Origin of the sequence: Oxynema aestuarii AP17 (assembly GCF_012295525.1) — a bacterium.
GTDB lineage: Bacteria > Cyanobacteriota > Cyanobacteriia > Cyanobacteriales > Laspinemataceae > Oxynema > Oxynema aestuarii.
On the sequence record NZ_CP051167.1, the window covers coordinates 3,280,001 to 3,305,269 of the forward strand.

Sequence of the window (25,269 nt, forward strand, 5' to 3'; positions counted from 1 at the left end):
ATCGACCGGGGTTAATAAAAACGAAAATGAAACAGCTTTTTTACAGTGTTTTACTGGTCAGTCTGACAGGGGCGTTATTTCCTGGCGCTGTCTTGAGCTACAGCGACATTCGCCCGTCTTCTCTTACTCCGGCTTCCCATCGGTTGAAACTGGCCCAAACGAATCAATCGAGGGCCATTAGCGAGCAGTTGTATGGCTTGTGGGAGGCTCGCGAACCCGAAAGCGGACAACTGGGACGATTTTTATTTACCTCGGACGGCCAACTGTACATTTACGAAGTTGACAGTTCCAGTGTGTACAAAGCCGAGTATCGCATCAATACGAATACCGAGCCGATGCAACTCGATCTCTTGTTTGAAGGAGAGTTGATCTTGACCATTTTCGCCCTAACTGAAACCGGTCAGTTACAGCTAGAGACTCAAGAGATCTATCCCAATAACTTTAGACCGACGGCATTTATAAATCCGGTCGCCTTCGATCGCCTCGGAGATGGAGTCGGCGAACGCAAGGAGTACGAACAGCTAATTGCGATCGAACAAGCACATATAGAAGCGACAGAAACCCTTTGGTATTGTAAAGTTTAACTGAATCCATAGTCAAGTATAATCATTCCTGTTAAGATATAACCATGAAACTCTCAGACTATGCCAAAAAAGCCGGGGTGAGTTATCAAACGGCGTGGAGATGGTGGCAAAAAAGTCATCTAACGGGCTATCAACTTCGGGAACAATTATCATTACCGAAGAAGGGAAGAAGAAAACCGAGAGAATGGCCTGTATTTATGCCAGAGTCTCTAGTGCAGAAAATAAAGATCACCTTGAGCGACAAGCGGAACGGTTAAAAGATTATGCTATTGCCAGAGGCTATCAAATTTATAAAGTCGTCAAAGAAATTGGCAGTGGTTTAAATGATAATCGTCCAAAATTGGCTAAGGTTTTAACCGATTCCCATTACGATATATTGATAGTGGAGCATAAAGACCGTTTGGCGAGGTTGGGGACAAATTACCTTGAGATCCGGTTAAAAGAGAGGGGAAAAACCGTTGAGATTGTCAATCATAGCGAGGATCGACAAGATGAATTGATGGAAGATTTAATTGCTATCATTACTTCATTCTGTTCTCGTCTTTATGGATGAAGACGCTCGAAACGGAAAACCGAAAAAATTATTGCCGAATTAAAGGAACGCTAGTGAAATTAGTCGAAAGACATATAGCAGTCCTAAATGATTCATGGAAGCTTTTTTTGTTATAATATACACGGAAGATTCTCAATATCAGACAGACCTCATGAATATCATAGACGAGCTAGATAATTTCATTGAAAATACCACAAATACCAAAGAAATGAAGAGAGCATTGGCAGCCAAAATGAAATTATCTGGTCAACCCTCTAAGAAAATTGAAGAAATATTAAATGTTTCTTCGAGCTTCGTTAGTCAATGGAAAAATAAAGCAATTTTTGAGGGTGTTGAGAGTTTGAATCTTCAATACAAAGGAAGTAAAGGCTATCTAAAACCGGAAGAAAAAACACAAATCACTTCATGGATAAGACAACAAGAGTATTTGAGATTGTCTGACTTAAAACGATATTTGCAGCAAGAATACAACGTGATTTATTCTTCAAATCAAAGTTATTATGACTTGCTGAAAGCGGCTGGCATGAGCTGGAAAAAGTCGCAAAAAAAGAATCCAGCCAAAGATGAAAAGCTAGTCAAAAAAAAAGAAGAAGAAATTCAAAAGAAGCTTAAGGACTGGGAAGAGGATATCAAAGCTGGAAAGCTTGCTGTGTTTATGATTGATGAATGTCATCTTCTTTGGGGAGACGTCTTGGGTTTTGTTTGGGGAAGAAAAGATATAAGAGTCGAAATTCCCATTAAAAACCAAAAAAGTCGCCAAAGTTATTATGGCGCTTTAGATTACCAAACTCATGAATTTATTCTTCAAGAATACCCGAAAGCCGATACCGACAATACCATTCAGTTTATACAATACTTACGAGAACAAAGACCGGGACAAAAATTAGCCATTTTTTGGGATGGTGCCAGGTATCACGACTCTCAACAATTTCGAGATTTTTTAAAAGAGCTAAATGAAGGCTTAGAAGAAGATGAATGGTTGATTACTTGTACGAAGTTTGCTCCGAATGCTCCCGAGCAAAATCCAGTTGAAGATATTTGGCTGCAAACTAAAAATTTCTTGAGAACATTTTATTTTTTATGTGATTCATTTAAAAGAGTTAAAGAGCTATTCAAGATATTTGCTGATGGCCAAGTTTTTGATTTCCCTAAGCTATATTCTTATGGATTTTTGCCACAAATGACTTAGGATTGCTATATAATCAAAAAAGGTCATAGGTTTTGGGATGAGATCGATGAGTTATCATGGCATTCCAAAAATCTCTACAATGCGGCTAATTATCTAATCCGTCAAAACTTTATTTATGGTCATGGTTACTTAAACTATAACCGGATGGATAAATTAATGCAGAAGACGGAGTAATATCGCGCTTTACCAGCTAAAGTCTCTCAACAGGTGTTACGAGGATTAGACAAAAACTGGCAATCCTTTTTTGCCGCCAATCAAGCCTACAAAGTCAACAAGGAGAAGTTTTTAGTCAACCCGAAAATCCCCAAATATAAAAACACTCAGAAAGGTCGTCAATTATTGGTGTACGTGAAACAGGCTCTAAGTAAAGTGGCTTTAAAAAAAGGTAAAATCAAATGCTCAAAAACCCAAATAGAGTTGGAGACTTCTGTAGCCGAAAAAGTAGTGGAGGTGAGAATCGTTCCTCGATGCGATTGTTATATCATTGAGGTCATTTATGAAGAAGTAGAACCAACATTGAAATCCAATGAATGGGTCGCTAGTGTGGATTTAGGTGTAGATGTTTTAATGGCTGTAACTTCTAATCAACCGGACTTTGTTCCTCTGTTGATAAATGGCAGACCCTTAAAAAGCCTGAATCAATTCTACAATAAACGAAAAGCCTTTCTCCAATCCCAATTAAAAGGAAATCGACCCACCTCTAAAAGAATCCAGCGTCTGACTCGATGCCGAAATCAAAAAGTGGAGAACTATCTCCATCGAGCCAGCCGTTATCTGGTCAATCTACTCGTTAACCGAAATATCACCACCTTAGTGATTGGCAAAAATGAAGGTTGGAAACAAAATGCCAAGATGGGGAAAGTGAACAACCAAAAATTTGTGGGGATTCCTTTCAACCGTCTGATTGAAATGTTGACTTATAAATGTCAATTACTAGGGATTAAAGTGGCGATCGCTGAAGAGAGTTATACGAGTCAGTCGAACTTTTTCAACTTAGATCCGCTTCCGGTTTATGGAGAAACGGTAAAAGTTCCTAAGTTTACGGGAAAAAGAATTAAAAGAGGTCTTTACCGGACTGATACAGGATTATTGTGTCAAGCGGATATCTTAGGCTCCTATAATATCTTAAGAAAAGCATTCCCAAATGCCTTTATGGGCTATGGGATAGAGAGGTGCGTAGTTCACCCAAGGAGAATTAATCTCTCGAAGCCAAAATGAAGGGGATTTTTGAAATAGAATCCATGTCTTATTTATATCTGACTATATTTTGGTTAACTATCTCAATACGCTGCAAATCGATTATTATTCCGCCAATAATAAATTTGCAACGGCGATCGCCGATCTCGATGGGGAACTGCCACAGGAAACGGAGAATTACCGCTATCAAATCGACATCGGAGATAACGATCGCAGCGTACTGCTGACCGGGACGGCGAAACAAGCCAACTTTAAAAGTTATACGGTTCTGCTGTTTATCGATAACTTCGACACCGAGCGGGGAGAACATGCCTTTAATTTCAGCACCTGTGTCACCGAACAACCCTCAATGACAGCTCCCGGAAGGCCCCTGGTCATTCCTCGGGAGAATCCCACCCTAGAACCGAGTGAAATTCAGTGTCCGGAAGGTTCTGAATATTTGTATGGCTTCTGACGAAACAGTGCAAAAAACCCGAGCGACTCGAACTTACGTTCGTCCCCACTGTGGTTGGGTTACCAACCGCGTCCTTCAAGTGGGACGGAGTAAGGTGGGGCGCAGACAAATTCACCCATTGGGAGAGATTCCTGTCTCCAGCCCCCTAGCTTCAGACCCGGGAGAACGTCAAGTTTAGCAAAGCGCGATCGCCGATAAATCGCCGATAATAACAACGTCAATCCATTTACCGATCGTTCGATGACTTCCAATCGTGCAGTAGTGACCGCGACCCCGAGTTTTATTTCGCCGATTTTGCCGTCGAACTTCATGCAAGAGGCGACGGGGGGCGATCGCCCCTTGAAATTGGGCATCCTAGCGTCCGGAAGCGGCAGTAATTTTGAAGCGATCGCCGAAGCCATTGCCTCGGGAGAACTCAACGCCCAAATTCAAGTCGTCATCTACAACAACCCCGGCGCCAAAGTCTGCGATCGCGCCCGACGCTGGAACGTCCCGGCAGTGTTTCACGACCATCGCCAATACAAACGCCGTCAGTTAGACGCCCAAATCGTCGCCACTTTGCAAGAATATGACGTCGAATGGGTCATCATGGCAGGGTGGATGCGAATCGTAACGGAGGTCTTGATCGACCAATTTCCCAATCGCGTCTTAAACATCCATCCCAGTTTGTTACCCAGTTTCCGAGGAGCCCGCGCCGTCGAAGATGCCTTGCAAGCGCGAGTGAAAATCACCGGATGCACCGTTCACATCGCCGCCTTAGAAGTCGATAGCGGACCGATTTTGATGCAAGCTGCCGTCCCCGTGATGCCGGACGATACCCCAGAAACCTTACACGCGCGCATTCAAGTCGAAGAACACCGGATCTACCCGCGCGCGATCGCCCTGGCGGCCCAACAGGCGAAAAACAGCCCTTGAACCCCTAAGAAAACCGATTGTCGCTATCTTGCAACTGGCCGAACTTCCACAAAATGCTCGAAATCAAATTCGTGAGAACGTGAGCGACAATCGGCACCAGTAAATTTCCGGTCAACAACGCACTGCCTCCGAGTACTAAGCCGACAATGGTCGCCCAAACCATGTACGGCCACTGCTGGAGGCTACTCAAATGTAAAATTCCAAAGCAAATACTCGTCACGATCAGGCCATTCGCATTCAACCCGATCGCAGGTAAAAGAACTCCGCGAAATAGCAATTCTTCACTCAAACCCGGCAGCAATCCCAACCAAATTAAATCCGGCCAAATGAGCGGATCGAGGACAATTTTTAAATAGAAATCGGCACAACGGCGATAATCGGGCCAGAGTCGATAGACGATCGCACTGGTTCCGCTAATCCCCAAACCGACCGCCACCCCTTGGGCGATCGCCTGTCCGCCGAATTGCCAGGGCAGGCGAAATCCACTACTGAAATACAGCCACAGCTTGGCAACGACGAGCAGCAGAATCGCCGTTACTGCCATCGCCACGAGGACTTGTACTCGGGTAAGCGGTTCGATTTCGGGATTAGTAGGACGTTTTTCGGACACAATAAATGGGAATTTTAGAGTTTAGAGTTTGGATTTTAGAGTTTAGAGTTTAGAGTTTAGAGTTTAGATGTCCCTTTCTGACTCGCAAGTTCTCCCCCCCTCTCTCCCGACACTCCCCGATCGCCCCAAGCTGCGGCGTTAACGAGATCGGGCTGACCCCCGCACGGTGGGCGGCGATCGCGCCGATCGCTTCTAAATACGAGTTCACCGTCAGTGCAGAAATTCCTAAATCTGCCGGGGTCACCTGCATCCGGGTTTCGTTATCTCTCACGGCGATAATTTGCGATCGCGACTGACTCAAACTTAACACGGCACTACTCCCCGCCGCCGTCGCCGGAATAATCACCGCATCGACTTGTTCGGCCCAAATATCCGACGAGGGCGATCGCCCCTGCAGACTCGTGACGAATTGGGGCGCCCGACTCAATCCCGCCAGCACGCAAGGGAGAAAAGTATAGCCGATTTCCTCCGCCGCCGATCGCGGTGAAATTGACGGATCCAACGGTAACGGCTGTAACGCGGGGGCGTGGGCGCACGGGATCTGAAATTCCCTAACCACTAAGTGACTGATTAACGCTTCCGCCCCCGCCAGAGGATCGACACCGGACCCGTGGCGGTAGTTTTGCAAAGCTTCGCTGCCTTCGTCGTCGGGAAAGCGCGCCACGACGGCGATCGCCTCCGCCCCACACTCGACAATTGCCCGGTTCGCCGCCCGCAGCAAACTATCGGGATGGGCGATCGTCCCCCAACTGGCCCCCGAACTAGCCGTTTGTAACGTTACCTGTAACGGGGTATCGGTGACCACGTAATCGGTCAAATCGAGGCCGAGGGTGGCCCGGGCGGCGTCGGCAGCTTGTAGGTGTCGCCAGCGCAATTCCGGTTCGATCGCGCGATCGAGAATCAGGGTAATGCGATTGCGATCGCGCGGTCGCAGACCCCACGATCCCGAGGCGAAGCGATCGAGGGCATAGCCTTCGACGTAAAATCCATTGGACAACGGCCAATATAACTGAGCGCCATTGAGGACGTTGGGATGGGTAATCAAGCGGTCTACCACAGAGGCGATCGCCCGGGCGACGGGCAACGCATCTCCGGCATAACCGCCAATCGAGGCCCCGATTCCCGTAGGAACGATCAAAACGGCAGTATAGGGCTTAGAGGTCATGACGGGGCAACATGAGGGAGTGGCGAGAGGCGATCGAAGCCAACACAAACCCACCCGCCCGGGCGGGTTGGAGAGTTGAGATCGGTTTCAAGGGACTCAAGTCCCCTTTTTTCCGGGGATTTAGGGGGATTCTCCGTACTTGAGAACCCCTCGAACAACACAATTTCGCGCGATCGCGCTCAATCTTCTTGAGTGACCACCGCTTCGACGCGGACAACTTCGCGTTCTTTGTCCACTTCAGAAACCGCCCAGCGCAACGGTTCGCCGCGCTTTTCCAACTCTTTCTCGATCGCCTTGGGCAATTCGGCAGGCGATTCGGTCAAATCAATTTCCGCACTAATAAAATGAGTGGTCACGAGCTTTACTCCACTAAACTCAATATCGATTCAATCCGCAGTTTGGAGGCAATCGGGCGATCGTCGAAACCACTTCAGCCCATTGCAACCCCAGCTTAAGACGGCGCCCCAAACTGGCGATCGTACACTTCGTCCTCTTTCTCCGTCTCCACCTTAAGATTGGAGCGCGGATAAGACACACAAAGCAGCACGTAACCCTCATCTTGCAATTCCGGTCCGAGACCCATTCCCTCGCTTTGATCGACGCTTCCCTCGCCGACGATCTTCGCCGCACAGGTCGTACACACCCCCGAATTACAAGAACTCGGCAATTCCATCAATCCCGCGTCGTAAGCCGCACTGAGGATCGTTTGATCTTCAGGAATTTCAAGGGTGTGGGTCTTTCCTTGATGTTGAATCTCGACAGTGTATGTTTTAGCCATCTTCCCAGTATTTTGCGCGATTGCGGGTTACATCGACGATTTAGCAAGTCGAGAGGCGATCGCCCCCGACGGGCGACCCTTGCCAAATCGGCAAACAGAGACCCTGCGACAGGTAACCCGGTTCGGACTGGCTTATTTTAACTGTTCTGCGGTCAATCTTGAATATCAATTTCTCGTGGGGGCAAGATCGGTTCTTCACTCGGTGTTTTGCGTCCGCTTTGCAAGTAATCCTTGTAAAGATAGACAAAAATGCGGCTGAGCTCTTTTTTAGAGAGGGTTTCGCCGCGCCATTGAGCTTTCATGTAGACTTTGAGTAATTCGATATAGGCCAACCCCAACGCCAGGGTGAGCGAGGCGGCAGTAGAGGCGGAAATCGCCCCGCCGATGAGGGTTCCGGCCCCGGGCAGGAATTTAACCAAATTACCGACAATCGATCGCCCGATCGCCGTCGCCCCGGTGGTTCCCGCGATCGCCGTCAGCAAGGTCGCAATGAAGCCGCGATCGAAGGGTAACCCGAAAATCGCCGTAATATGACCGAGCATCACCGTCTGAACTCCCATCAGTAGCGGCGCGTCGGAAAAAGGAATCGGCGAGGCGCCCACGACGGCGGAACTGGCAACGTAACCGGAGAGATATTTAAAAGCACCTTTGGCTTTGAGGTTGACACTGGCAATTTGTTCGCGAATAAACGCTTCGCGGGCGCATTCCGGCAGCAGGTCGAAGGTAATTTCCACGAGGCGATCGAGTCCGTGGGGTTGCACGGCGGGAAAGTCATCGTGAACCTCTTTCGCTTCTGCCAGGACCGGGACCACCTGGGTGACGGGCAAGTTCATCGCTTCTAAGGTTTGGATAAACTCGCTACGCTTTTGCGTCGTCGTCTGAGTGACGACGAGAATCACGGGAATATCTTTCAGTTCGAGTAATTTGAGCCAGTTTTCCTCTTTGTGCTCGAAACGGCGACTTTCGTAGTTAATGCAATACCAAATGACGTGGATATGTTCTTTAGGATCGAGCAGGCGCCGGGAATCGATCAGTTCCGAGACTTCCAGGGTCATGCGTTCGATCTGTTCGTCGGACAGTTCCAATCCGGGAGTATCGTAGACGGCGATCGGACAGGGAGATTTGGTATATTGCCGAATTCCCTGGGTAATCGGTCGTCCGACCCCAGTTTCGGCCAATTTCTCTCGAAAAACGGCATTAATTAGCGTACTTTTGCCGACGCCCGTTTTACCGATCGCCAGAACATTGCACTGACCCAGTTCGGTTTCCGCTTCGCGATAGCCATCGCCAAATTGTGACACGAGTTCGTCCAGGGAATAGTCTTTCTCCACCATTGAGCCATCTCCAGACTCGTTGCGATCGTTAGTTTTCCTCGTTCTCTAGTCTAGACTGGCAACCCCTCTTTTCTCCCCTTTTCTCTCCTTTTCTCTCTCGGACGGGTCTCGGTTTCACCGTCGGTTCGCCCCCGATCGCCTCCCCCCGCCAAGAGGAGCCTGGAAAATGGCTATAATCTTGCGAGAGGATTTTATCTGGAGTGTTTTTAAAGTCTTTTCAAGCGATCGGTCGAGCTTCTTTTTTTGTTAATTCATCTTCAACTCGTCTAAGTCATTCTCAAGTTATTCTAAATTTAGATATTTTTTTATTTGTTTTGAACAATAACAAGTTTAGAGAAATTCCTCAATTGAGCTGTGTTTCTCTACCTTAAAACCTTAAAACCAGTAACATCCTTCGGCTCCCCTCGGGAACACTTGCTCCCGACTTGGGTTAAATTATTTAAGAATGCTATTTTTGAAAAAATCTTCATTCGAGCAACCATAAAAACTAGATTTTCAATCTTTTTATAACCAGCGCGATCGATGGATTGGATGACGCCCCTTAAATCGCTACAACAAGACTTTATTCGACGACTTCATGAAAAGTCAGCAGTTTTACATCGACTGAAAAATCCAATTTTAGTGGGTTATTTTAGCGAACTAACTCTATTAACAGAATACGAAATCGAACAAATCCAAGAATTTTGCTGGAATCAGGTAGAAAAACTGCGCGACGACTACAGTAAACCGATTCGCGAACATTTCCGCGATCGCTTTCTGTTTCAACTCGGCAAAAAGGCGGTCGCCAAATATCTAGACGATCTCTTAGTCCCGATTCCCCTCGATGAAAAGTTTGGCGGCGTCAGTCAAGTGGCTTTTCGGTTAAAATCCGACAGAAGTATTGGCATTCAAGTTAAAGTCGTTCGCGGGGCGATCGCCGATCTGAAATGGTGGTTTAGTGCGGAAGAAATCAATAAAAATGCCGTGATTATCTGTATGTGGCTGGCCGAGGCGATCGCCGCCGACAGCGAATCCGAATATCCCCTTATTCTAGCAGGATTTTTACCCACTTATCTGCTCGATGTCGTTTTCAAAACCGAAGTTGAAATCGAACTCGAAGATCTTCTCTATGCAGGCGGTCTACACTGTTATTTAGAATCGCTCATTTGGCAGTGCGTGCGAACTTTAGACGATCTCGGCGGTCAAGTTTTATGCCTTGCACTCAGTCCGGACGGACGGCAACTAGCCAGTGGAACTTTGGACAATACGATTAAAATTTGGGAGTTAGATAGTGCCAGTCTATTAAAAACTCTTTCCGGTCAAGGGGATGCCATTTTGTTTGTCAGTTTCAGCCCCGACGGCGATCGCTTAATTGGCGAAAGTTTTGACAGTACGATCCAAATTTGGGACTGGAAAAGTGGCCAGATCCTGCACGTTTTCCCTCGACAGTTAGGCGAAATTTCTCCTCATTTTTCGATCGCCGATCGCACCCAAATTCTCGAAGCCATTGACAACGAATCCAATCCGGTCATGGCGATCGCGATCGCCCCCAACAGTCACACCGTCGCCACGGTCAACGCCGATAACGCGATCGAAATCTGGAACCTGGAAACCGGAACCCACCTCCAATCTTTTCAAGGTCACGCTAACTGGATCCTCTCTCTCGCTTTCAGTCCCGACGGTAAACTTCTCGCCAGTGGGAGTGGCGATCGTACGGTTAAAATTTGGGATTTACACGCCCAACTCGAACTGTACACCCTCGAAGGTCATACGGACGAAGTCGAATCGGTTCTGTTCAGTCCCGACGGTCAAATCCTCGCCAGTGGTAGCGACGACACTACGATCGCCTTATGGGATCTCGAAACGGGAACCCGTCTCTATACCCTCGTCGGACACTCGGAAGAAGTCGAAACCCTCGCCTTTTCTCCCGACGGTCAAATCCTCGCCAGTGGTAGCGGCGACGCCACGATTAAGATGTGGGATGTCAGTACGGGTAAGGAAATTTACACCCTTTTCGGTCATTCCGATTGGGTATCTTCTCTGACATTTTCTCCCGACGGTCAATTTCTGATCAGTGGGAGTGGCGATGAAACGATTAAAATTTGGCGTCGGGGAAGGTGAGGGAAGTTTGGAGTTTAGATCTGAGATTGAGGGAGTGGGGACTCTTGAGTTCTTCTTTAGCACGATCGCCCGCCTCAGACTGCGATCGCGATCGCTATGCCAGTAGCGTTTGGCTCACTTCCGGTAACTTATTCAACTGAATATGATAAAGATAACCAATACAGAAACGAAGCCAGCTCACACAAGTCCGAGAAAATACGTACATTCCTCTAAGCTTGGCTTTTTCTCGGCAAACCAAAACTAACCCACAAAAAGCCGACGCTTACGGAAAGCGCCAGCTAACACCTGTAAAAGGTTAGTTAGTTCAACTGTAGATCGTGACGGGGTTGTTCCCTAGAAAGGTTGCCAATCCACAAGTTTGGATCGCATCCAAGTCCCTGTCAGTTGCTAAGACCACCCCACTATTTATTTTGTTCCCAGGGGCGATCGCCCCTATCGAAACAGCCCTATTAGGTGGACTGCAGCCAACCCGGATCGGTGAATTTTCAAGGATCGGCCCAAGATCTCCCCAAAATTTCTATTTCTAAACATAATTACCTTAACCGATCGTGGAACCTCAAGAATTTATCAACCAAGTTGTCGAGTTAACGAACCTCGAACGGGCAAAATTAGGTTTAGCCCCCTTATCCTTCAATCCGCAATTAGCACAAGCTGCCCAAACTCAAAGCCAGAATATGGCTTTAGAAGACTTCGTCGATCACATCGATCCGAGGGGTCAAAATGTCGGCGATCGCGTGCGCGTCACGGGCTATCCTTTTACTACCGTTACCGAAAATATTGCCTGGGGCTACAACACCCCCGAAGGGGTCGTATCCGGATGGATGAATAGCCCCAATCATCGCGTTAATATTCTCGATCCCAATATCAGCGAAATCGGTGTCGGCTATTTCTTCCTCGCCGACGATACCGGAGTCAACAATTTCAATACCTATTGGACTCAGGTTTTTGCCAATCCGATCGCTCAACCGACCAGTCAAATTCTTCCCGACAATACTTTACTGAATTCTTTCCAAAGTTTGACCGCAACAGCCAATGCTTCGTTAAACTTTTTTGATTTAACTGATGGCAACGATCGAGCGCAATTAACTCCCGAAAATACCTTAAACCATCCCGGCGGCGTGCGCTCTTTTTCCGGAGACGATCTCGTAACCGGATCGAACGGTAGCGATGTCATTAACGGTAATGCTGGAAACGACCAACTTAACGGGAACGGTAGCAACGATTACTTACGTGGCGGTCGCGATAACGATGTCGTCAACGGTGGCGACGGTAACGATGTCGTCAATGGTAGTTTGGGGAACGATATCGTTAACGGCGACAACGGTAATGATGTGGTCCGTGGCGGTCGTGGCGCCGATATCGTGACCGGAGGGGAAGGAAATGACATTTTAATCGGCGATGTCGATACGGATGTACTGACAGGCGGCGGCGGTAACGATACGTTTGTCTTCCGCGTGGCAACGGATTTAGTCAACGATATCGCTTTGGTCGATCGCGTGACCGATTTCACTGCGGGCGATCGCGTGGCGATCGCGGGCAATATCGACCCGAGTACCATTTTATTGCAAGGAACGGGCGGAAATACCCTGATTATGACGAATACGGGCGATTTTCTCGGTTTAATTGACAATACTGCCCCCGAAGCTCTCAATGGAGCGGTAATTGTCGTCACGAACGATGCGGCTTTAAATATTGGCTAAATCATTCAAATCATTCGTCCTGCATCGATGGTGAATGCGAGGGACACGAGATCTCGTGTCCCTCGGTGTTGTTGGGATCTGTTTTACAGCACTCGGGCGTCTGATGAGCTACAGTACCGATCCTCCTATCCCCCCAACCCCCCTTTGAAAGGGGGGCGAAGGGTGGATTTCGGGGGGAACGAGGAAACTCCCCTTTTCTAAGGGGGATTTAGGGGGATCTAACTGTTTTGCATAGCAGAGGAAAATGCTGTAAGTGTTTTTTGGGTGCAATTGACGACGGTGCGATCGCGCGCCACGTAGATAGATTGCAACGGTTCGATCGCGAATTGCTCGCAAATTGTCAAGCCCCATTTATCTAAAATCGCCCTTAACTGTTCTTCTTCTAACCAATTGACAAAGAACCGTTGTAAATAATGCGCGTCGTCAAAAAAATATTCAACTTTCCCGTACCAAACTTGATGCTCGAAATCGATAAAATCACAACAAACTTTTTGTTGTCGATCTTCAAACATAGTAGCTTGTTTTAACCAAGCCGAGCTAAATAATTCGATGCCCAACCATCCCTCGGGTTTGAGATGGGCGATCGCCCGTTCTAACAGTCGTTCTCGTTCGGCGATCGGACACAAGTTTAACAACGTAGAAGAGCAAATCACCCCGTCGAAGCGATCGCCTAAATTTAACTGTTGGATACGCGCGCAAATTGTTTTCAACTCGGGACAACATTCACGGGCGATCGCCAACATTTGCGGATTGGCATCGACGCCGATCGTGTCATAACCGAGTTTTAACAAGGGAACCGACACGTATCCCGTGCCACATCCTAAATCTAAAAAGCGGCTCGATCGCGGCGATTTTTGTGCCAATTGCGACCACGGCCAGATGCGATCGGGATATCCGAAACGGCCATAGAGACGAGCGTAATTGGGATCGGGATTCTCTAAATTTTCAAAAACTTCGACGATCGGGCGCATTAATTTCTCAAACCGTCAACAAACCTGACCTTCGTCATTCTTTCAAAGAACTTGACCAAATTATATTATCCATTCATCAAAATAAATCGTCTGCATCAAACTGCGTACTATTTTACCGACCGACGACGGTGGCGATCGCCGATCGCGGAGCGCCTCCAAAACAGAATCGCGCGATCGCTCGAAACCTCCAACTTTTGTAAATAACCTCTCAAATAACTTCTAAAATAAAAGAACTACCATTCCAGCCAGCCCGCCATCTCGTCGGCACTGGAATTCTCATCCCCATACGATCCTTGCTCCGTGCCAGCTTGCATCGATTGGGAGAAAGTTGTCCCACTCAATCCCAGACAAAACAAGGAGTTCAATTTTGATTCAAACCTCTCAGTCTTCAAGCGCTCAAACCCTGCTTTCCCAACTCGAAACCACCCCCGAATGGGATTTATCCGACCTTTACCAAAGCTTCGAGGATCCCAAATTTCAACAAGACCTCGACCGACTCACCCAAACCGCCGCCCAATTCCGAGACACCTATCGCGGACGAGTCAGCCAACTCAACCCCGAACAAGTCCTCGCCGCCTTACAAGAACTCGAAGCCATCGGTCAAAAATCTGGCTATCTCTATAGCTACCCCTCCCTCGTCTTCTCCGCCGACACCCGCAACACCGAAGCCAAGCAATTCCTCGATAAAGTCATGGAAGCGCTGACGGCGATCGAAAATCAACTCCTCTTCTTCGATCTCGAACTCCAACAACTCGACGACCACAAATTCCAACAGTTACAATCCCATCCGCATTTAGCCAAATACAAACATTACCTCCATCGGATTAACGAATATCGACCCCACAAACTCAGCGAAGAAGTCGAACAAACCCGCAACCAAGATAGCCTCACCGGACGCCAAGCCTTCGTCCAACTGCGATCGGTCCATCTCGGCGAACAAGAATATCAACCCGTCACCACCCCCGACGGACAAACCGCCGCCACCGAAGCCGAACTCAGCGCCTTACTCTTCCACCCCGCCGGACAAGTTCGCCACGACGCCTACAAATCCGTCCGTCAAGTCCTCGAACAGCACAACTCCCTCTACAGCTACATCCTCAACACCCTCTGTCAAGACCACCGCATCGAAAGCCAGATGCGCGGCTATCGCTCCACTTTACACAAACAACTCTTAGCCGATGAAGTCTCCGAACCCGTCTTTCAAGCGATTATGGACGGAACCGGAAGTCGCTTCGACCTCTTTCAACGCTACTATCGTCTCAAAGGAGAAGCCCTCGGCGAAAAAATCCGCATTTGCGATATCTATGCCCCTTGGACGACCCAGAACGGACAACAACTCCCCGCCATTTCTTACAAAAACGGGGTGGAAACCTTACTCAAAGCCTTAGAACAATTTGATATTAACTACGCCCGCCGCGCCGAAGAATTTTTCCTCAAAAACTGGATCGATGCCAAAGTCCGACCCGGAAAACGCGGCGGGGCCTTCTGCGCCTATTCCCACGGCAAACATAGTTACTTACTGCTCTCCTATACCGACGACTACAACTCCCTATTTACCCTCGCCCACGAAATGGGCCACGGCTTGCACTTCGCCTGGATTGACGACGCGCAATCCTATTTCAACAGTAATCCCCCGTTAGTATTAGCAGAAATTGCTTCCACGTTTAACGAGTTGTTATTACTCGATTACTTACTCCACAATGCCGCCGATAATACGATGCTCACCAAAGCTCTATTAACCCGGCAGTTGGAAGATCAGCTTAATTTACTCTTCCGCCAAAGCACCATCAGCCGCTTGGAATTGGCAATTCACGATCGCGCCGCCGAAGGCAGTTTCGATCGCCAATTCGTCAACGATAAATGGATGGAACTCTATCAAACCCTCTGCGGTGACGCCGTCGAACTCTTAGACGAACATCAATTCGACTGGGCCCGCATCGGTCATATCTTCTTCAAACCCTTCTACTGTTATCAATACACCGCCTCCAATATCGTCAGCCTCGCGTGCTATCAAAAATATCGCGAAGTCGGTAAAGACTTTATCCCCGGCTATCTCGAACTGCTCGCCGCAGGCGGTAGTCTCAACCAAGTCGAAGCCCTGCGAAAATACGTCGATATCGATATTGAAGATTCCACCACCATCCGCAATGCTCTAACTTACGTCGAAGGCTTGTTAGACCAGTTGCAAGCAACTCTATAACAACCCGCAGCAACAACCCGCAGCAAAAAACCCGGTTTCTTCGAGAAACCGGGTTTTTTTGATCAATCTGCAAACACTAACCCAGAAATTTAAGCATCCTTAACCGCTTTGCGGCGTTTCGAGGCAGCGACCAAACCGCCAACCGCCATCAAACCGAGCATCACGGAGGGTTCGGGAACTGCAGCCGCGACGGTGGTTCCACCTTCGTAGGTCATGTTGAAGGAAATACCGTCATCGCCGATCACATCACTGCCGACGCCAGCGAAGGTGTAGAAAATTTCGTCATTGACTTTGACCAGTTCGCTCGCCTGCAAGCTGATTCCGGCATTGCTGAGCAAGCCTTGAATTTCTGCGGGTGCATAGAAGAGTAAGTCGGCGTGTCCGGCGAGACCCCAGTTCACTCGATCGCCATCTTTCTTGACGTAGGCGATGTTGGCATCAACGGTGCGCTGGAAACCACCCGCATTGTAGAAGGCATCAAACAGGTTTTCGCGGCTGGAATATTCAGAACCGCCGACAGATCCTAAAACGGTAAAGAGTTCGCTTTCATTATCAACGGTCGGCCCGACACCGAGCATGTAGCCTGCTAGAGGATTGGCTGCCAAGATGTTATTAACGCCAGTCATGACATTACCGACGTTGGCATTCCAGGCATCGTTAAACCATTGAACGGCTAAGGTGTTGCCGGAGTACGAGGTATCGAGGCTCGAACCAAATAAATCTTGGGCGGTCAAGCTGCTGAAGGTGAGGCTCGTTCCGTCGTCGAAGCTGACATCTAAGCTGCTGACGCCGTCGTAGTTTAAAAATTCGCTGTTGTTTAAGCCGACTTCACTGCTTCTGAACAGTTCGACGTTACCGCCGGGACTCGAACCCGTTCCGCCGAGGACGCCGAGCAAGTTGGAGGTATTGGTTCCGTAGCTTTCGAGGACGGAGGAACTGCCGGGAGCGTAGTCCCAAATCTCGAAATCGGCTGCGGGGTTGATGCCGTAGGTGTTGCTACCCGTTCCGCTCAGGGAGGCTCCGCTCAGGCTGGCGGCAAAGGCTGGGGCGCTTGCCATGGCGCCGACGCCTGCGATAACGGAAGCGCTGAGGAGAAGGTTTTTTAACAGTCCTGCCATGAGTTTGGTCTCCAGAATTTTTTCTATGTGAGTGGGGGATCGATGGAATGAGGAAGTCGGGTGTTTTTAAAGTCTTTCTGCAACAATTAAAGCTGACAGATCGGACTTTGGGTGCGATCGCCCTCACAAGGCAATCGTGTTTGAGTGCAACCTACAAACGGTATAACCCAGTTCGGCGTTTCGAGAGGTTCGGACGGTCTCCCAACGGCCTACCTAAGTTCGGTAATTCTATACTAGACGATCGTTCTCAAACCCCCGATGAAGTTAGGGTTTTTTCCGATGAAGTTTATGTAAAGAATTTCAAATTATTGCTTTTGAGGGAGGATTAAGTATTTAGACGGGCGATCGCACAGTTTGAATCGAACAGTGGACAAATTCCCTCGAAAAAATCAGTAAAATTACGAGGGAAAAGGATCGGTTGTTCGACGATCGCGCCAAGGGAGAATTCAGGGCAATTGTAGCTCGCCTTTCTGATTGATTCGAGGGGCGATCGTCCATAAGTTTCGCCCTCGTGACGTTCTCCCGACGCTGACCTATGCGCTTCGCGCAGGCTTCGCCAAGGGTACAGCGCGGGCTTCCCGCCGATTAAGCTAAAAAAAACCGATGACGTTTCAATCATCGGCGATCGCGTGGAAGCGAAATTGTAGGCGCTGACTAGGAGTTCAGAAACTGTCCGATCCGTTCGACCGCTTTTTCTAAAATCGGCGGATCGTGAACTAAGGCGAATCTGACGTAACCTTCGCCCGCTTTACCAAATCCAGCGCCGGGAGAGGCCGCAATCCCGGTTTTTTCGACCATCTGGATACAAAAACCGACGGAATCATTTTGCCAAGCTTCGGGCAGTTTGGCCCAGACGTACATGGTCGAAATCGGCAGGGGAACGGCCCAACCGATACGGTTGAGGGCGTTGACGAAAGCATCCCGCCGTTTTTTAAAGACTTCGAGGTTTTGTTTAACGCTATCTTGCGGTCCGGTGAGGGCGGCGATCGCCCCGTTGAGAATCCCTTGATATTGGTTGAAATCGATCGCGGCTTTAACTTGACGCAAGGCGCGAATTAATTCGGCATTTCCGATCGCGTAACCGACGCGCAAACCGCCCATATTGTAAGATTTTGAAAGGGTAAAAAACTCGATCGAAACGGTTTTTTCCGGGTCGGCTTGTAAAACGGACGGCGCCGCTTCGGTGGCTTCGCGATCGAAGACCATATCGGCGTAGGGAAAATCGTGGACTAATACCAAATCGTGACGCTGACAGAAGGCGACGGCTTCTTTAAAAAAGGACAACGGCGCGATCGCGGTGGTCGGGTTGTGCGGGTAACTCAGTACCATCATCCGCGCCTGTTCTAAAACGGGGGCGGGGATGTCGTCGAAGACGGGTAAAAAGTGATTTTCCGCGCGTAAGGGCATCGGATAAATTTGACCGCTCGCGAGATAGACGCCGCCCATGTGAGAGGGATAGCCCGGATCCGTGAGCAGGGCGAAATCGCCGGGATTGAGGATCGCGAGGGGCAAGTGAGCGGTTCCTTCTTGGGAACCGATTAAGGTGAGGACTTCGGTTTGCGGATCGACTTCGACGCCGTAGCGATCTCGGTACCACCGTGCGGCAGCTTCGCGAAATTCGCCGGTCCGGTGAAAGAGGACGTAGCCGTGGGTACTGCGATCGGGTAAAGAACGGGCGATCGTCTCGATCACGTGGTCGGCAGGAGGCTGGTCCGACGATCCGAGAGACAAATCGATTAAATCGAGTCCTGCGGCTTTAGCCTTGGCCTTGGCGTTATCCATATCGGCAAAGACATTCGCTCGCAGGGGTTCTAAACGTTTGGCGAACTGCATGATCTTGTCAGATGTGAGTCTGTGAAAACGGATCGGTCTGGTGCTTGAGTGGGGAAGCTCTCCAACTGGTCGGTGAGGACTCGGATCGAGAGGAAGGCTATCTTCTGGGCTTCAAACGAGACGATCGCCGCCTGGGAATCGTTTGTCAGGTTCTGCTTCGATTCGAGTTGGGGGCATTTCGGGGGCGATCGCCCTAAAGTTTGGCTTGGAGGGCATCCGCCAGTTTGGCTTTGGTAATCGCACCTTCGTGGGAGTAGAGCAACTGGTTACCGTCGTACAGTCTTAAAGCGGGAACCCCTTCGACCTGGCATTTGGCCACGCTTTCAGGATTGGGATCGACTTCGAGTTTGACCACTTTAAGGCGATCGCCATATTCACCCGCGATCGCGTCGATCGACGGCGAAACCAATCGGCACGGGCCGCACCACGACGCCCAAAAGTACACCAACACGGGTTGCGTCGCTCGTTCGACTTCAGTTTCAAATTGGCTATCTGTAATTGTAATTACGCTGCTCATTCCACCCGTTGTGAATCACCATCATCACTAGCTTATCGCCCCGTCGATGGTCTCTCGGTTTCTGGATGAAAAATTCTTAAAAAATATTAATATTGTTAATGGCGATCGCCAGACAACGGCACCAGCTCGCCGTTGACTTCCCGGCCCAGCCAGCAACGGTGAGTGAACGAACAGCCGTTTGACCCGATCTAAAATCTAAAATCTAAAATTTAAACTCTAAAATCTAAAATTCTTTCGGCCTCGCCGCCCCTCCACGGGAGGCGATCGAGGCCGTCATCTTCAAATTGAAGTCGTCTCGAACCCCTACGAATCGTTGAGCTGCGATCGCAGTTCTTCCAACTCCGCATCGACGGCGGAAGAGTGAGAATCGCTTTTTTCTTTACCTTCGGGCAATTGGGCTTGAGTCGGAGACCCCCCGGTCAGTTGGGCTTTCATCGCGGCGAGTTCGTCATCGACATCGCTCCCCGCTTCCAACGCCGCGAATTGGTCGTCCAAACTCGACCCGCCCAATTCCGTAACCGCCTGCGATCGCGCTTCCATTTGCAAGACCTTCTCTTCCATGCGCTCGAACGCCGCCATCGAACCCCCCGTATCGATCGAACCGAGAGTTTGCTGGAGCTTTTCGTTCGCCTTCGCCGCTTGCGCGCGGGCCTTGAGCATATTTTTCTTCGTTTTCGCTTCGGAAATCTTGCTCTCCAACCCGATCAAATTGCGTTTGAGGGCTTCGACCTGCTGGGTTTGACCGTCGAGCTGGCTTTTCAGCGTCGCTGCCGTATCTCCGTGAGACTTCTTGCGAACCAGTGCCTCGCGAGCCAAATTTTCATCGCCTTTTTGTAAGGCGAGTTGGGCGCGTTGCTGCCAGGTATTGGCTTGCTGGGTGGCTTGACTGAGCTGTTGCTGGGTGCGCTTTTGGTTGGCGATCGCCGAAGCCACCGCCTGACGCAACTGCACCAAGTCCTCTTGCATGTCGATAATCGACTGCTCTAAAACCTTTTCCGGATCTTCAGCCTTGCTCACCAAGTCGTTCAGATTGGCTTTGACAACTCTGCTAATGCGATCGAACAATCCCATAATTTTTATTGTCCTTTGTCGATTTACACGATAACCACGGGGTGGATAAGGTCCGAACCGAACCTGTCCCCTTTACAACCGATCGGCTCACTAGCCAGTTTCTCCTGTTTCGAGAGCGGCGGCACGCGATCGAAACCTTCTTTCGTTCAAACGCTCCATCCCAAAAAACGCATTTCCTTCCAGTTTAGGAACTCCCAGTAGGAATCGCTAGATCGCAGCCAGGTTTCCGTCTCCCTTGCACCCCGGAGATCGCCCCTCAAGACCCCTCCATTTCCGATCGCAATCGATTGAACTCCCGTTCGACATCGGGATCGGCTTTCGGTTTGGCCGCACTCCCGGGCAACTGACCCCCTCCGGAGGACTCGGACAGCAGCTTTGCCTTGAGATCGGCCAAATCCGTATCGACATCGTCCCCCGCTTCCAGGGCGGCAAATTGGCGGTCGATATCGTCGGTTCCCAGTTCCGCGATCGCCTCCGAACGCGCTTCGAGTTCCATCACCTTCTCTTCCATGCGCTCGAACGCCGCCATCGAACTGCCCGTCCCCACACTCCCGAGCATTTCATTAATTTTCTCCGACGCCTTCGCCGATCGCGCCCGGGCAATATACAAATCCTTCTTGCTCTTCGCCTCCGCAATCTTGCTCTCCAGCGCCCGCATATTCTGCTTGAGCTTATTGACGATCTCCGTTTGCTGGTCGATTTGAGCCTTGAGGTCGTCCGCCGTTTGCTGGTAAGACTTGCGGCGGGTCAGGGCTTCCCGGGCGAGGGATTCATCTCCCTTTTGCAACGCCAGTTCCGCTCGCCGATACCATTCGTTCGCCGTAGACTGCGATTGAGAATACTGGCGTTCGGTTCGTTTTTGGGTGGCGATCGCCTGGGCCACCCCTTGGCGAAGCTGGATCAAATCCTCTTGCATATCCATGATGGTCTGTTCGAGGACTTTTTCCGGATCTTCGGCCTTATCGATCAAACTGCTAATATTCGAGCGAATTACCCGGATCGCTCGCTCAATTAATCCCATAGACAACTCCATTCACCGCTCTCTAAAACTTACTCAAACTTAATCATTTGATGTTTAGTTCCTAGCTTGGATCTTCCGAGACCTTTCCATCACGCTTGCTTACACGGCTGAGCTCTCCGCGTTTTCTACATTAATTGCCGCATTTAAGTCACGATCTATGGAGGCGTGACAGTTCGGACAATCATACTGTCTTCGGTCCAGTGGCATTTTTTGTCGGTGTCCGCAGTTAGAACAGATCTGCGAACTGGGATACCACGGGTCAATCAATGTTAATTTGCTCCCGTACCACTCGCATTTATATTCAAGCTGACGACGGAACTCATAAAACCCACCATCCGCGATCGCACCAGCCAGCTTGTGATTTTTGAGCATTCCTGACACATTTAAGTCTTCAATTTTTACTTCGCCGTGGTTCTTGGCTAAGTAAGTTGTTAACTTGTGTAGATAGTCCGCTCTAATATCGGCGATGCGTCGGTGAGCCTTAGCTAACTTGAGTTTAGTTTTTTCTCGGTTTTTACCTCCTTTTTGACGGCGGCTTAGTTCTTTCTGGAGTTTGGCCAGTTTTTTCTGAGCCTGACGATAAGCTTTCGGATTGGGATAGATTTTACCATCGCTCAGGGTGGCCTTTTGATTCCTACATCTACCCCAATCCGCTCTCTATCCCCCCTTCGCCCCCCTTTCAAAGGGGAGTTGGGGGGATGGTTCAAAATCAATTTTGAAGGCAATATACCAGTCCCCTACTCGTTTACCGATCGTGACGTTTTTAGGATGGACTGGCGGTAACTGTTCGTGGCTTTTTATCCAACCGAGCCGAGGTAGCTTCACCCAATCACCGGAAATTTTAATGCTTCCTTCCAGGTAAAAACTATCTTTGACCTTCTTTTTCTTAAACTTGGGGAAACCTGTTCCTTTGACTTGCCCAACTCGCTTAAACGCTTTATTGAGGTGACGCAACGCTTCTTGAGGGCTACATTTGGAGACTTCATAGTACCAAGGATTCTGGCTTTTTACCTCGGCGACTAATCTTTTGTGTAAGTCTATAGCACTCGGGAGTTCACCTCCGGCTTCTGATATTTCCTTACAGGTAGCCAGTCCCCAATTCCAAGCGTGTCGAGCGACTCCTGCGTGTTTCGCCATCAGCGTTCGTTGTCGGTTATTTAAGTCTAGCTTGGTCTTAAAGCCTTTCACTGACTTTTTTGAACTCCTCAACCCTCTTTTTGTTCGGCTAACTTCAGCTACCATAAAGACTAGCAGAAAACAATGGAGATGGTGAAATCCGCGATTTTTGCGGCTTCAGTCCTTCTAAACTTACTCAAATTTTTATTTGTGTATAAAAAGTGAGTAAGTTTAAAGAACTTTAGGTAGAAATTTAAACCCTGTTTTTAACCCCCCGTTCGGCCTTGCGATCGCCGTTGGACGGACTCATGCGAGGTTCCACCCTCAAACGCCTGCCGACAGCGCCAACCGATCCGAGGTCGATATTTCTTTTATCCTATCGCACCAGTGGGAGAGCCCAGTCCCCCTCAAGGGGTGTACATTTGAGCCGCCAATCCCTGTTCTTTCATTTGTTCGACCATCACCTTCGCCGAGGCTTCGTCCTCGAAAGCCGCAACCTGAATCCTCACCCCGATGGGAAACTCCCGCACGTAAGCATCGGGAACGACTTCGCGAGCTTTAAACAAGCTCTCGTCGTTTTTATATTCCATCAAGACGTAATAAAAATCGGGGAATGAAGCGGCGCTCACCGTCGAACTCGGTGCGGGGGTCGGGGAAGCCGTCGCCACGGGGGTCGGCGTCGCAGTACTGATCCCATTCCCGCTCCCCGGACTGGGGGATTCTACCGCAGGCGGGATTAAGGTGCTGCTGAGATCCCCCAATCCTTCCGAACCATTCCCCGCACTCTCCCTCGGCGGACTCGTGGCGGCGGCGGGGGTCGGACTGGGAGTGGCGGTCGGGGTCGCCACTGGCGAGGGCGCGGCTTCGGATTCGCTTTCGAGGGTTCCCAAGCGCTGCAAATCCAAGTCTACAAACTCTCGCGAGGCTAAATCTGGGGTCACCTCGCTCGGTTGCGCCTCGATCGCCTCCGACGGGCCCGAGTCCGCCGTAGAATCGAGCAGTTGACCGACGCGATCTTCCCTCGTTTCGTCGGACTGGCGGGCTTGTTGGTTGGCGGAGAAGTTGTAAACCGCATAGCCCAAACTGCCAATGGCGACGAGGAACAGTAAAATGGAGCCGACCCCTAACGGACTCAATAAACTATCGCGCGATCGCCGCGACCGTCGCGCCGCTAAGGAAGCCCGTTTGCGTCGTTCTTCTTCTTCTAAGGTCTGCACTAACTGTTGTGAGGATTCGAGATAGTCTTTCGGTTCCGACGGCGTGGCTGCACTCGAACCCGCTTCGGTTCCCTTCGTCTCGGAAGCCTCTAAGTCCCGGGCTGGGGTGCGATCGCCGTTGGTCTCGGCAAAAGGATTGACGGCCCCCACCTCCGGCAGTTCGGCAGTGTCGGCGCCGTTGGCGGCTGGCGGGGTTGGTGTCCTCCCCAGTTCGACGGGTTCGGCGGCGGTCGCTGGGGTTTCCGAAACCCCTTGTTTGCGTTTTTCCCGTCTGTAGCGGGTCAGTTCTTCGTTGAGATCGACATCGAGATTGTTTAATACGGCTTGCAAGGTCGGGTTTAATCCAGACCCGCCGTATTCTGCCCCAGATTCGAGCTGGTCGAGCTGATTCGTACCGTTATTGTCACCCATCTTGCGATCGCTCCTTTTGACTCAATTCGCTGCTTACCCGTAGATGTTTCGATTCGGGATGTTTCCGGTCAGTTGCTTCAGGTCAGTTTTTCGATCGAGATCTAGTTTAGTCGTCTTGGCTCGCTTCGTTCGCCTGAATGGGATTTTATCTTGGGAGGGTTTCGAGGCGATCGCCCGCCATTTCAGCATTTTTTACCATCATTTTTCAAATAATTTTCAAATAAAAAGTATAACTTTTCTCCATCTCCAACCCGCATCAACTTCGAGCCTTTATAAAATCTAAAATCTCAAATCCCACCGTCTACAATCCAAAATCTACCCTCTAAAATCCCATGTTTGATTCCCTCGATCGCATTCTCGGTTCGATGGCGGCGACCCGTTTCGTCCGTCAGCAACAAGCTTACACCCAATTACTCAAAACCTGGGCCGAGGTTGTCGGTTCTCCCGCCGCACGGTACAGTCGCCCCCTCAGTTGCGATCGCGGCATCTTGAAAGTCGCCACGGCGAGTGCGGTTTGGGCGCAAACTCTGACTTTGAAACGACATCAGATCGTCGGACAATTGCGCGATCGCGGTTACCCGGAGTTGAAGGATATTCGCTGTTCGACTCGCGATTGGAGTCAAACGGCGATCGCCACTCAGGAAGTGGCCGAATTGCAACAGTTGTGGCAACAGCATCCCAGTCGTCTCCCCGACGAACCCCCAACCCCGGCCCAGGCGTCCCCCGAGGCGGCGACGGATGCCAAAACGGCTTTTCAATCCTGGGCTGCTCAAACCCAGGCGAAATCGGCCTGTTTCCCCTTATGTCCGCAATGTCAGGCGCCCACCCCGCCGGGAGAACTGGAACGCTGGTCGGTCTGTGCGTTGTGTGCGGCTCGCCGTTGGTCTGGTCGTTGAGCGATCGCCCCACGGCTCGAAGGTCAAATTTTTCAGTTAATGTAGCGTCGATAACAGCAATCGAGAACGGTTCGGTTCTCTCTCAAATCTGTCGTCGTTTTTCAGCGATCGATTATTCTCTCTAAGCTCGAAAACTTCAAGACGATCGCCTCGTGGGGGCGCCAATTCCCCACTCTTTTTTACGCGATCGCCTCCTCCGTGAGTTTCGGTTTTTCGCGATCCCCGTTGGTTTGGCGGTAAGAGTTATTGTTTTTACTGCAAGACAATAAAGTCTTTACTCACCCAATTTGTATCTGTTTTTTACAGAACCCTAAAGAAA

At 49.8% G+C, this 25,269-nt stretch carries 25 protein-coding genes; 11 read left to right on the forward strand and 14 right to left on the reverse strand.

From position 1 onward, the window contains the following. Nucleotides 1-26 precede the first annotated feature (26 nt). From HCG48_RS13360 to purN, 6 genes are all read left to right on the forward strand, one after another. On the forward strand, nt 27-584 hold the full coding sequence (locus HCG48_RS13360; RefSeq protein WP_168569600.1) for a hypothetical protein: 558 nt from the start codon (nt 27-29) through the stop codon (nt 582-584). Nucleotides 585-684: 100 nt separating this feature from the next. Next, nucleotides 685-1,137, forward strand: coding sequence for an IS607 family transposase (locus HCG48_RS13365; protein ID WP_246260113.1), 453 nt, complete (start codon nt 685-687; stop codon nt 1,135-1,137). A gap of 151 nt (nt 1,138-1,288) precedes the next feature. Next, nucleotides 1,289-2,326 carry an IS630 family transposase gene (locus HCG48_RS13370; RefSeq protein ID WP_168571816.1) on the forward strand — a complete coding sequence of 346 codons (1,038 nt, stop codon included), beginning with the start codon at nt 1,289-1,291 and terminating at the stop codon, nt 2,324-2,326. Between the two features lie 207 nt (nt 2,327-2,533). Then, nucleotides 2,534-3,544 carry an RNA-guided endonuclease InsQ/TnpB family protein gene (locus HCG48_RS13375; protein WP_246259546.1) on the forward strand — a complete coding sequence of 337 codons (1,011 nt, stop codon included), beginning with the start codon at nt 2,534-2,536 and terminating at the stop codon, nt 3,542-3,544. A 49-nt stretch (nt 3,545-3,593) separates the two neighbouring features. Continuing rightward, the gene (locus tag HCG48_RS13380) at nt 3,594-3,977 is read left to right on the forward strand and encodes a type IV pilin-like G/H family protein (RefSeq protein WP_168569601.1); all 384 of its coding nucleotides are present in this window, start codon (nt 3,594-3,596) and stop codon (nt 3,975-3,977) included. 240 nt (nt 3,978-4,217) lie between these two features. Beyond that, entirely contained in the window at nt 4,218-4,892 is a 675-nt protein-coding gene (purN, locus tag HCG48_RS13385; RefSeq protein WP_168569602.1) for a phosphoribosylglycinamide formyltransferase, read from the forward strand. A gap of 4 nt (nt 4,893-4,896) precedes the next feature. Here the strand turns inward: purN and HCG48_RS13390 are convergent, their stop codons facing one another. From HCG48_RS13390 to HCG48_RS13410, 5 genes are all read right to left on the reverse strand, one after another. Beyond that, nucleotides 4,897-5,502, reverse strand: a complete 606-nt coding sequence (locus tag HCG48_RS13390) for a CPBP family intramembrane glutamic endopeptidase (RefSeq protein ID WP_168569603.1) — start codon at nt 5,500-5,502, stop codon at nt 4,897-4,899. A 49-nt stretch (nt 5,503-5,551) separates the two neighbouring features. Further along, entirely contained in the window at nt 5,552-6,667 is a 1,116-nt protein-coding gene (locus HCG48_RS13395) for a DUF3326 domain-containing protein (protein ID WP_168569604.1), read from the reverse strand. Between the two features lie 179 nt (nt 6,668-6,846). Beyond that, entirely contained in the window at nt 6,847-7,023 is a 177-nt protein-coding gene (locus HCG48_RS13400; protein WP_168569605.1) for a DUF8621 family protein, read from the reverse strand. A gap of 95 nt (nt 7,024-7,118) precedes the next feature. Next, entirely contained in the window at nt 7,119-7,445 is a 327-nt protein-coding gene (locus HCG48_RS13405; RefSeq protein ID WP_168569606.1) for a 2Fe-2S iron-sulfur cluster-binding protein, read from the reverse strand. A gap of 152 nt (nt 7,446-7,597) precedes the next feature. Beyond that, nucleotides 7,598-8,779, reverse strand: a complete 1,182-nt coding sequence (locus tag HCG48_RS13410) for a YcjF family protein (RefSeq protein WP_246259548.1) — start codon at nt 8,777-8,779, stop codon at nt 7,598-7,600. Between the two features lie 531 nt (nt 8,780-9,310). Here HCG48_RS13410 and HCG48_RS13415 point away from each other — a divergent pair. Next, entirely contained in the window at nt 9,311-10,879 is a 1,569-nt protein-coding gene (locus HCG48_RS13415; RefSeq protein WP_168569607.1) for a WD40 repeat domain-containing protein, read from the forward strand. 548 nt (nt 10,880-11,427) lie between these two features. Next, nucleotides 11,428-12,579 carry a CAP domain-containing protein gene (locus tag HCG48_RS13420; protein ID WP_168569608.1) on the forward strand — a complete coding sequence of 384 codons (1,152 nt, stop codon included), beginning with the start codon at nt 11,428-11,430 and terminating at the stop codon, nt 12,577-12,579. 218 nt (nt 12,580-12,797) lie between these two features. Here HCG48_RS13420 and HCG48_RS13425 read toward each other — a convergent pair whose 3' ends face one another. Beyond that, on the reverse strand, nt 12,798-13,550 hold the full coding sequence (locus HCG48_RS13425) for a class I SAM-dependent methyltransferase (RefSeq protein WP_168569609.1): 753 nt from the start codon (nt 13,548-13,550) through the stop codon (nt 12,798-12,800). Between the two features lie 51 nt (nt 13,551-13,601). Here HCG48_RS13425 and HCG48_RS13430 point away from each other — a divergent pair, with 51 nt between their 5' ends. Together HCG48_RS13430 and HCG48_RS13435 are read left to right on the forward strand one after the other, a co-directional pair. Then, nucleotides 13,602-13,754 carry a hypothetical protein gene (locus HCG48_RS13430; RefSeq protein WP_168569610.1) on the forward strand — a complete coding sequence of 51 codons (153 nt, stop codon included), beginning with the start codon at nt 13,602-13,604 and terminating at the stop codon, nt 13,752-13,754. Between the two features lie 163 nt (nt 13,755-13,917). Then, nucleotides 13,918-15,750, forward strand: a complete 1,833-nt coding sequence (locus HCG48_RS13435; RefSeq protein WP_168569611.1) for a M3 family oligoendopeptidase — start codon at nt 13,918-13,920, stop codon at nt 15,748-15,750. Between the two features lie 89 nt (nt 15,751-15,839). On the opposite strand, the gene HCG48_RS13440 is transcribed toward HCG48_RS13435, so the two are convergent. From HCG48_RS13440 to HCG48_RS13470, 8 genes are all read right to left on the reverse strand, one after another. Continuing rightward, a complete protein-coding gene (locus tag HCG48_RS13440) occupies nt 15,840-16,868 on the reverse strand; it encodes an NF038130 family PEP-CTERM protein (RefSeq protein ID WP_168569612.1) in 1,029 nt (342 codons plus the stop codon). Nucleotides 16,869-17,522: 654 nt separating this feature from the next. Beyond that, a complete protein-coding gene (locus HCG48_RS13445; RefSeq protein WP_168569613.1) occupies nt 17,523-18,701 on the reverse strand; it encodes an LL-diaminopimelate aminotransferase in 1,179 nt (392 codons plus the stop codon). A gap of 193 nt (nt 18,702-18,894) precedes the next feature. Beyond that, nucleotides 18,895-19,218 (reverse strand): thioredoxin family protein, encoded by a 324-nt coding sequence (locus HCG48_RS13450; RefSeq protein ID WP_168569614.1) that lies wholly within the window; start codon nt 19,216-19,218, stop codon nt 18,895-18,897. A gap of 303 nt (nt 19,219-19,521) precedes the next feature. Then, on the reverse strand, nt 19,522-20,289 hold the full coding sequence (locus tag HCG48_RS13455) for a PspA/IM30 family protein (protein WP_168569615.1): 768 nt from the start codon (nt 20,287-20,289) through the stop codon (nt 19,522-19,524). A gap of 256 nt (nt 20,290-20,545) precedes the next feature. Beyond that, on the reverse strand, nt 20,546-21,310 hold the full coding sequence (locus HCG48_RS13460; RefSeq protein ID WP_168569616.1) for a PspA/IM30 family protein: 765 nt from the start codon (nt 21,308-21,310) through the stop codon (nt 20,546-20,548). 99 nt (nt 21,311-21,409) lie between these two features. Then, a complete protein-coding gene (locus HCG48_RS26070; RefSeq protein ID WP_281362133.1) occupies nt 21,410-21,928 on the reverse strand; it encodes an RNA-guided endonuclease InsQ/TnpB family protein in 519 nt (172 codons plus the stop codon). Between the two features lie 39 nt (nt 21,929-21,967). Next, nucleotides 21,968-22,498, reverse strand: coding sequence for an RNA-guided endonuclease InsQ/TnpB family protein (locus HCG48_RS26075; RefSeq protein ID WP_246259550.1), 531 nt, complete (start codon nt 22,496-22,498; stop codon nt 21,968-21,970). Between the two features lie 335 nt (nt 22,499-22,833). Next, complete coding sequence (locus HCG48_RS13470) at nt 22,834-24,054, reverse strand: SPOR domain-containing protein (RefSeq protein ID WP_168569617.1); 1,221 nt, start codon at nt 24,052-24,054, stop codon at nt 22,834-22,836. 332 nt (nt 24,055-24,386) lie between these two features. Here HCG48_RS13470 and HCG48_RS13475 point away from each other — a divergent pair, with 332 nt between their 5' ends. Beyond that, nucleotides 24,387-24,950, forward strand: a complete 564-nt coding sequence (locus tag HCG48_RS13475; protein WP_168569618.1) for a DciA family protein — start codon at nt 24,387-24,389, stop codon at nt 24,948-24,950. Nucleotides 24,951-25,269: the final 319 nt, after the last annotated feature.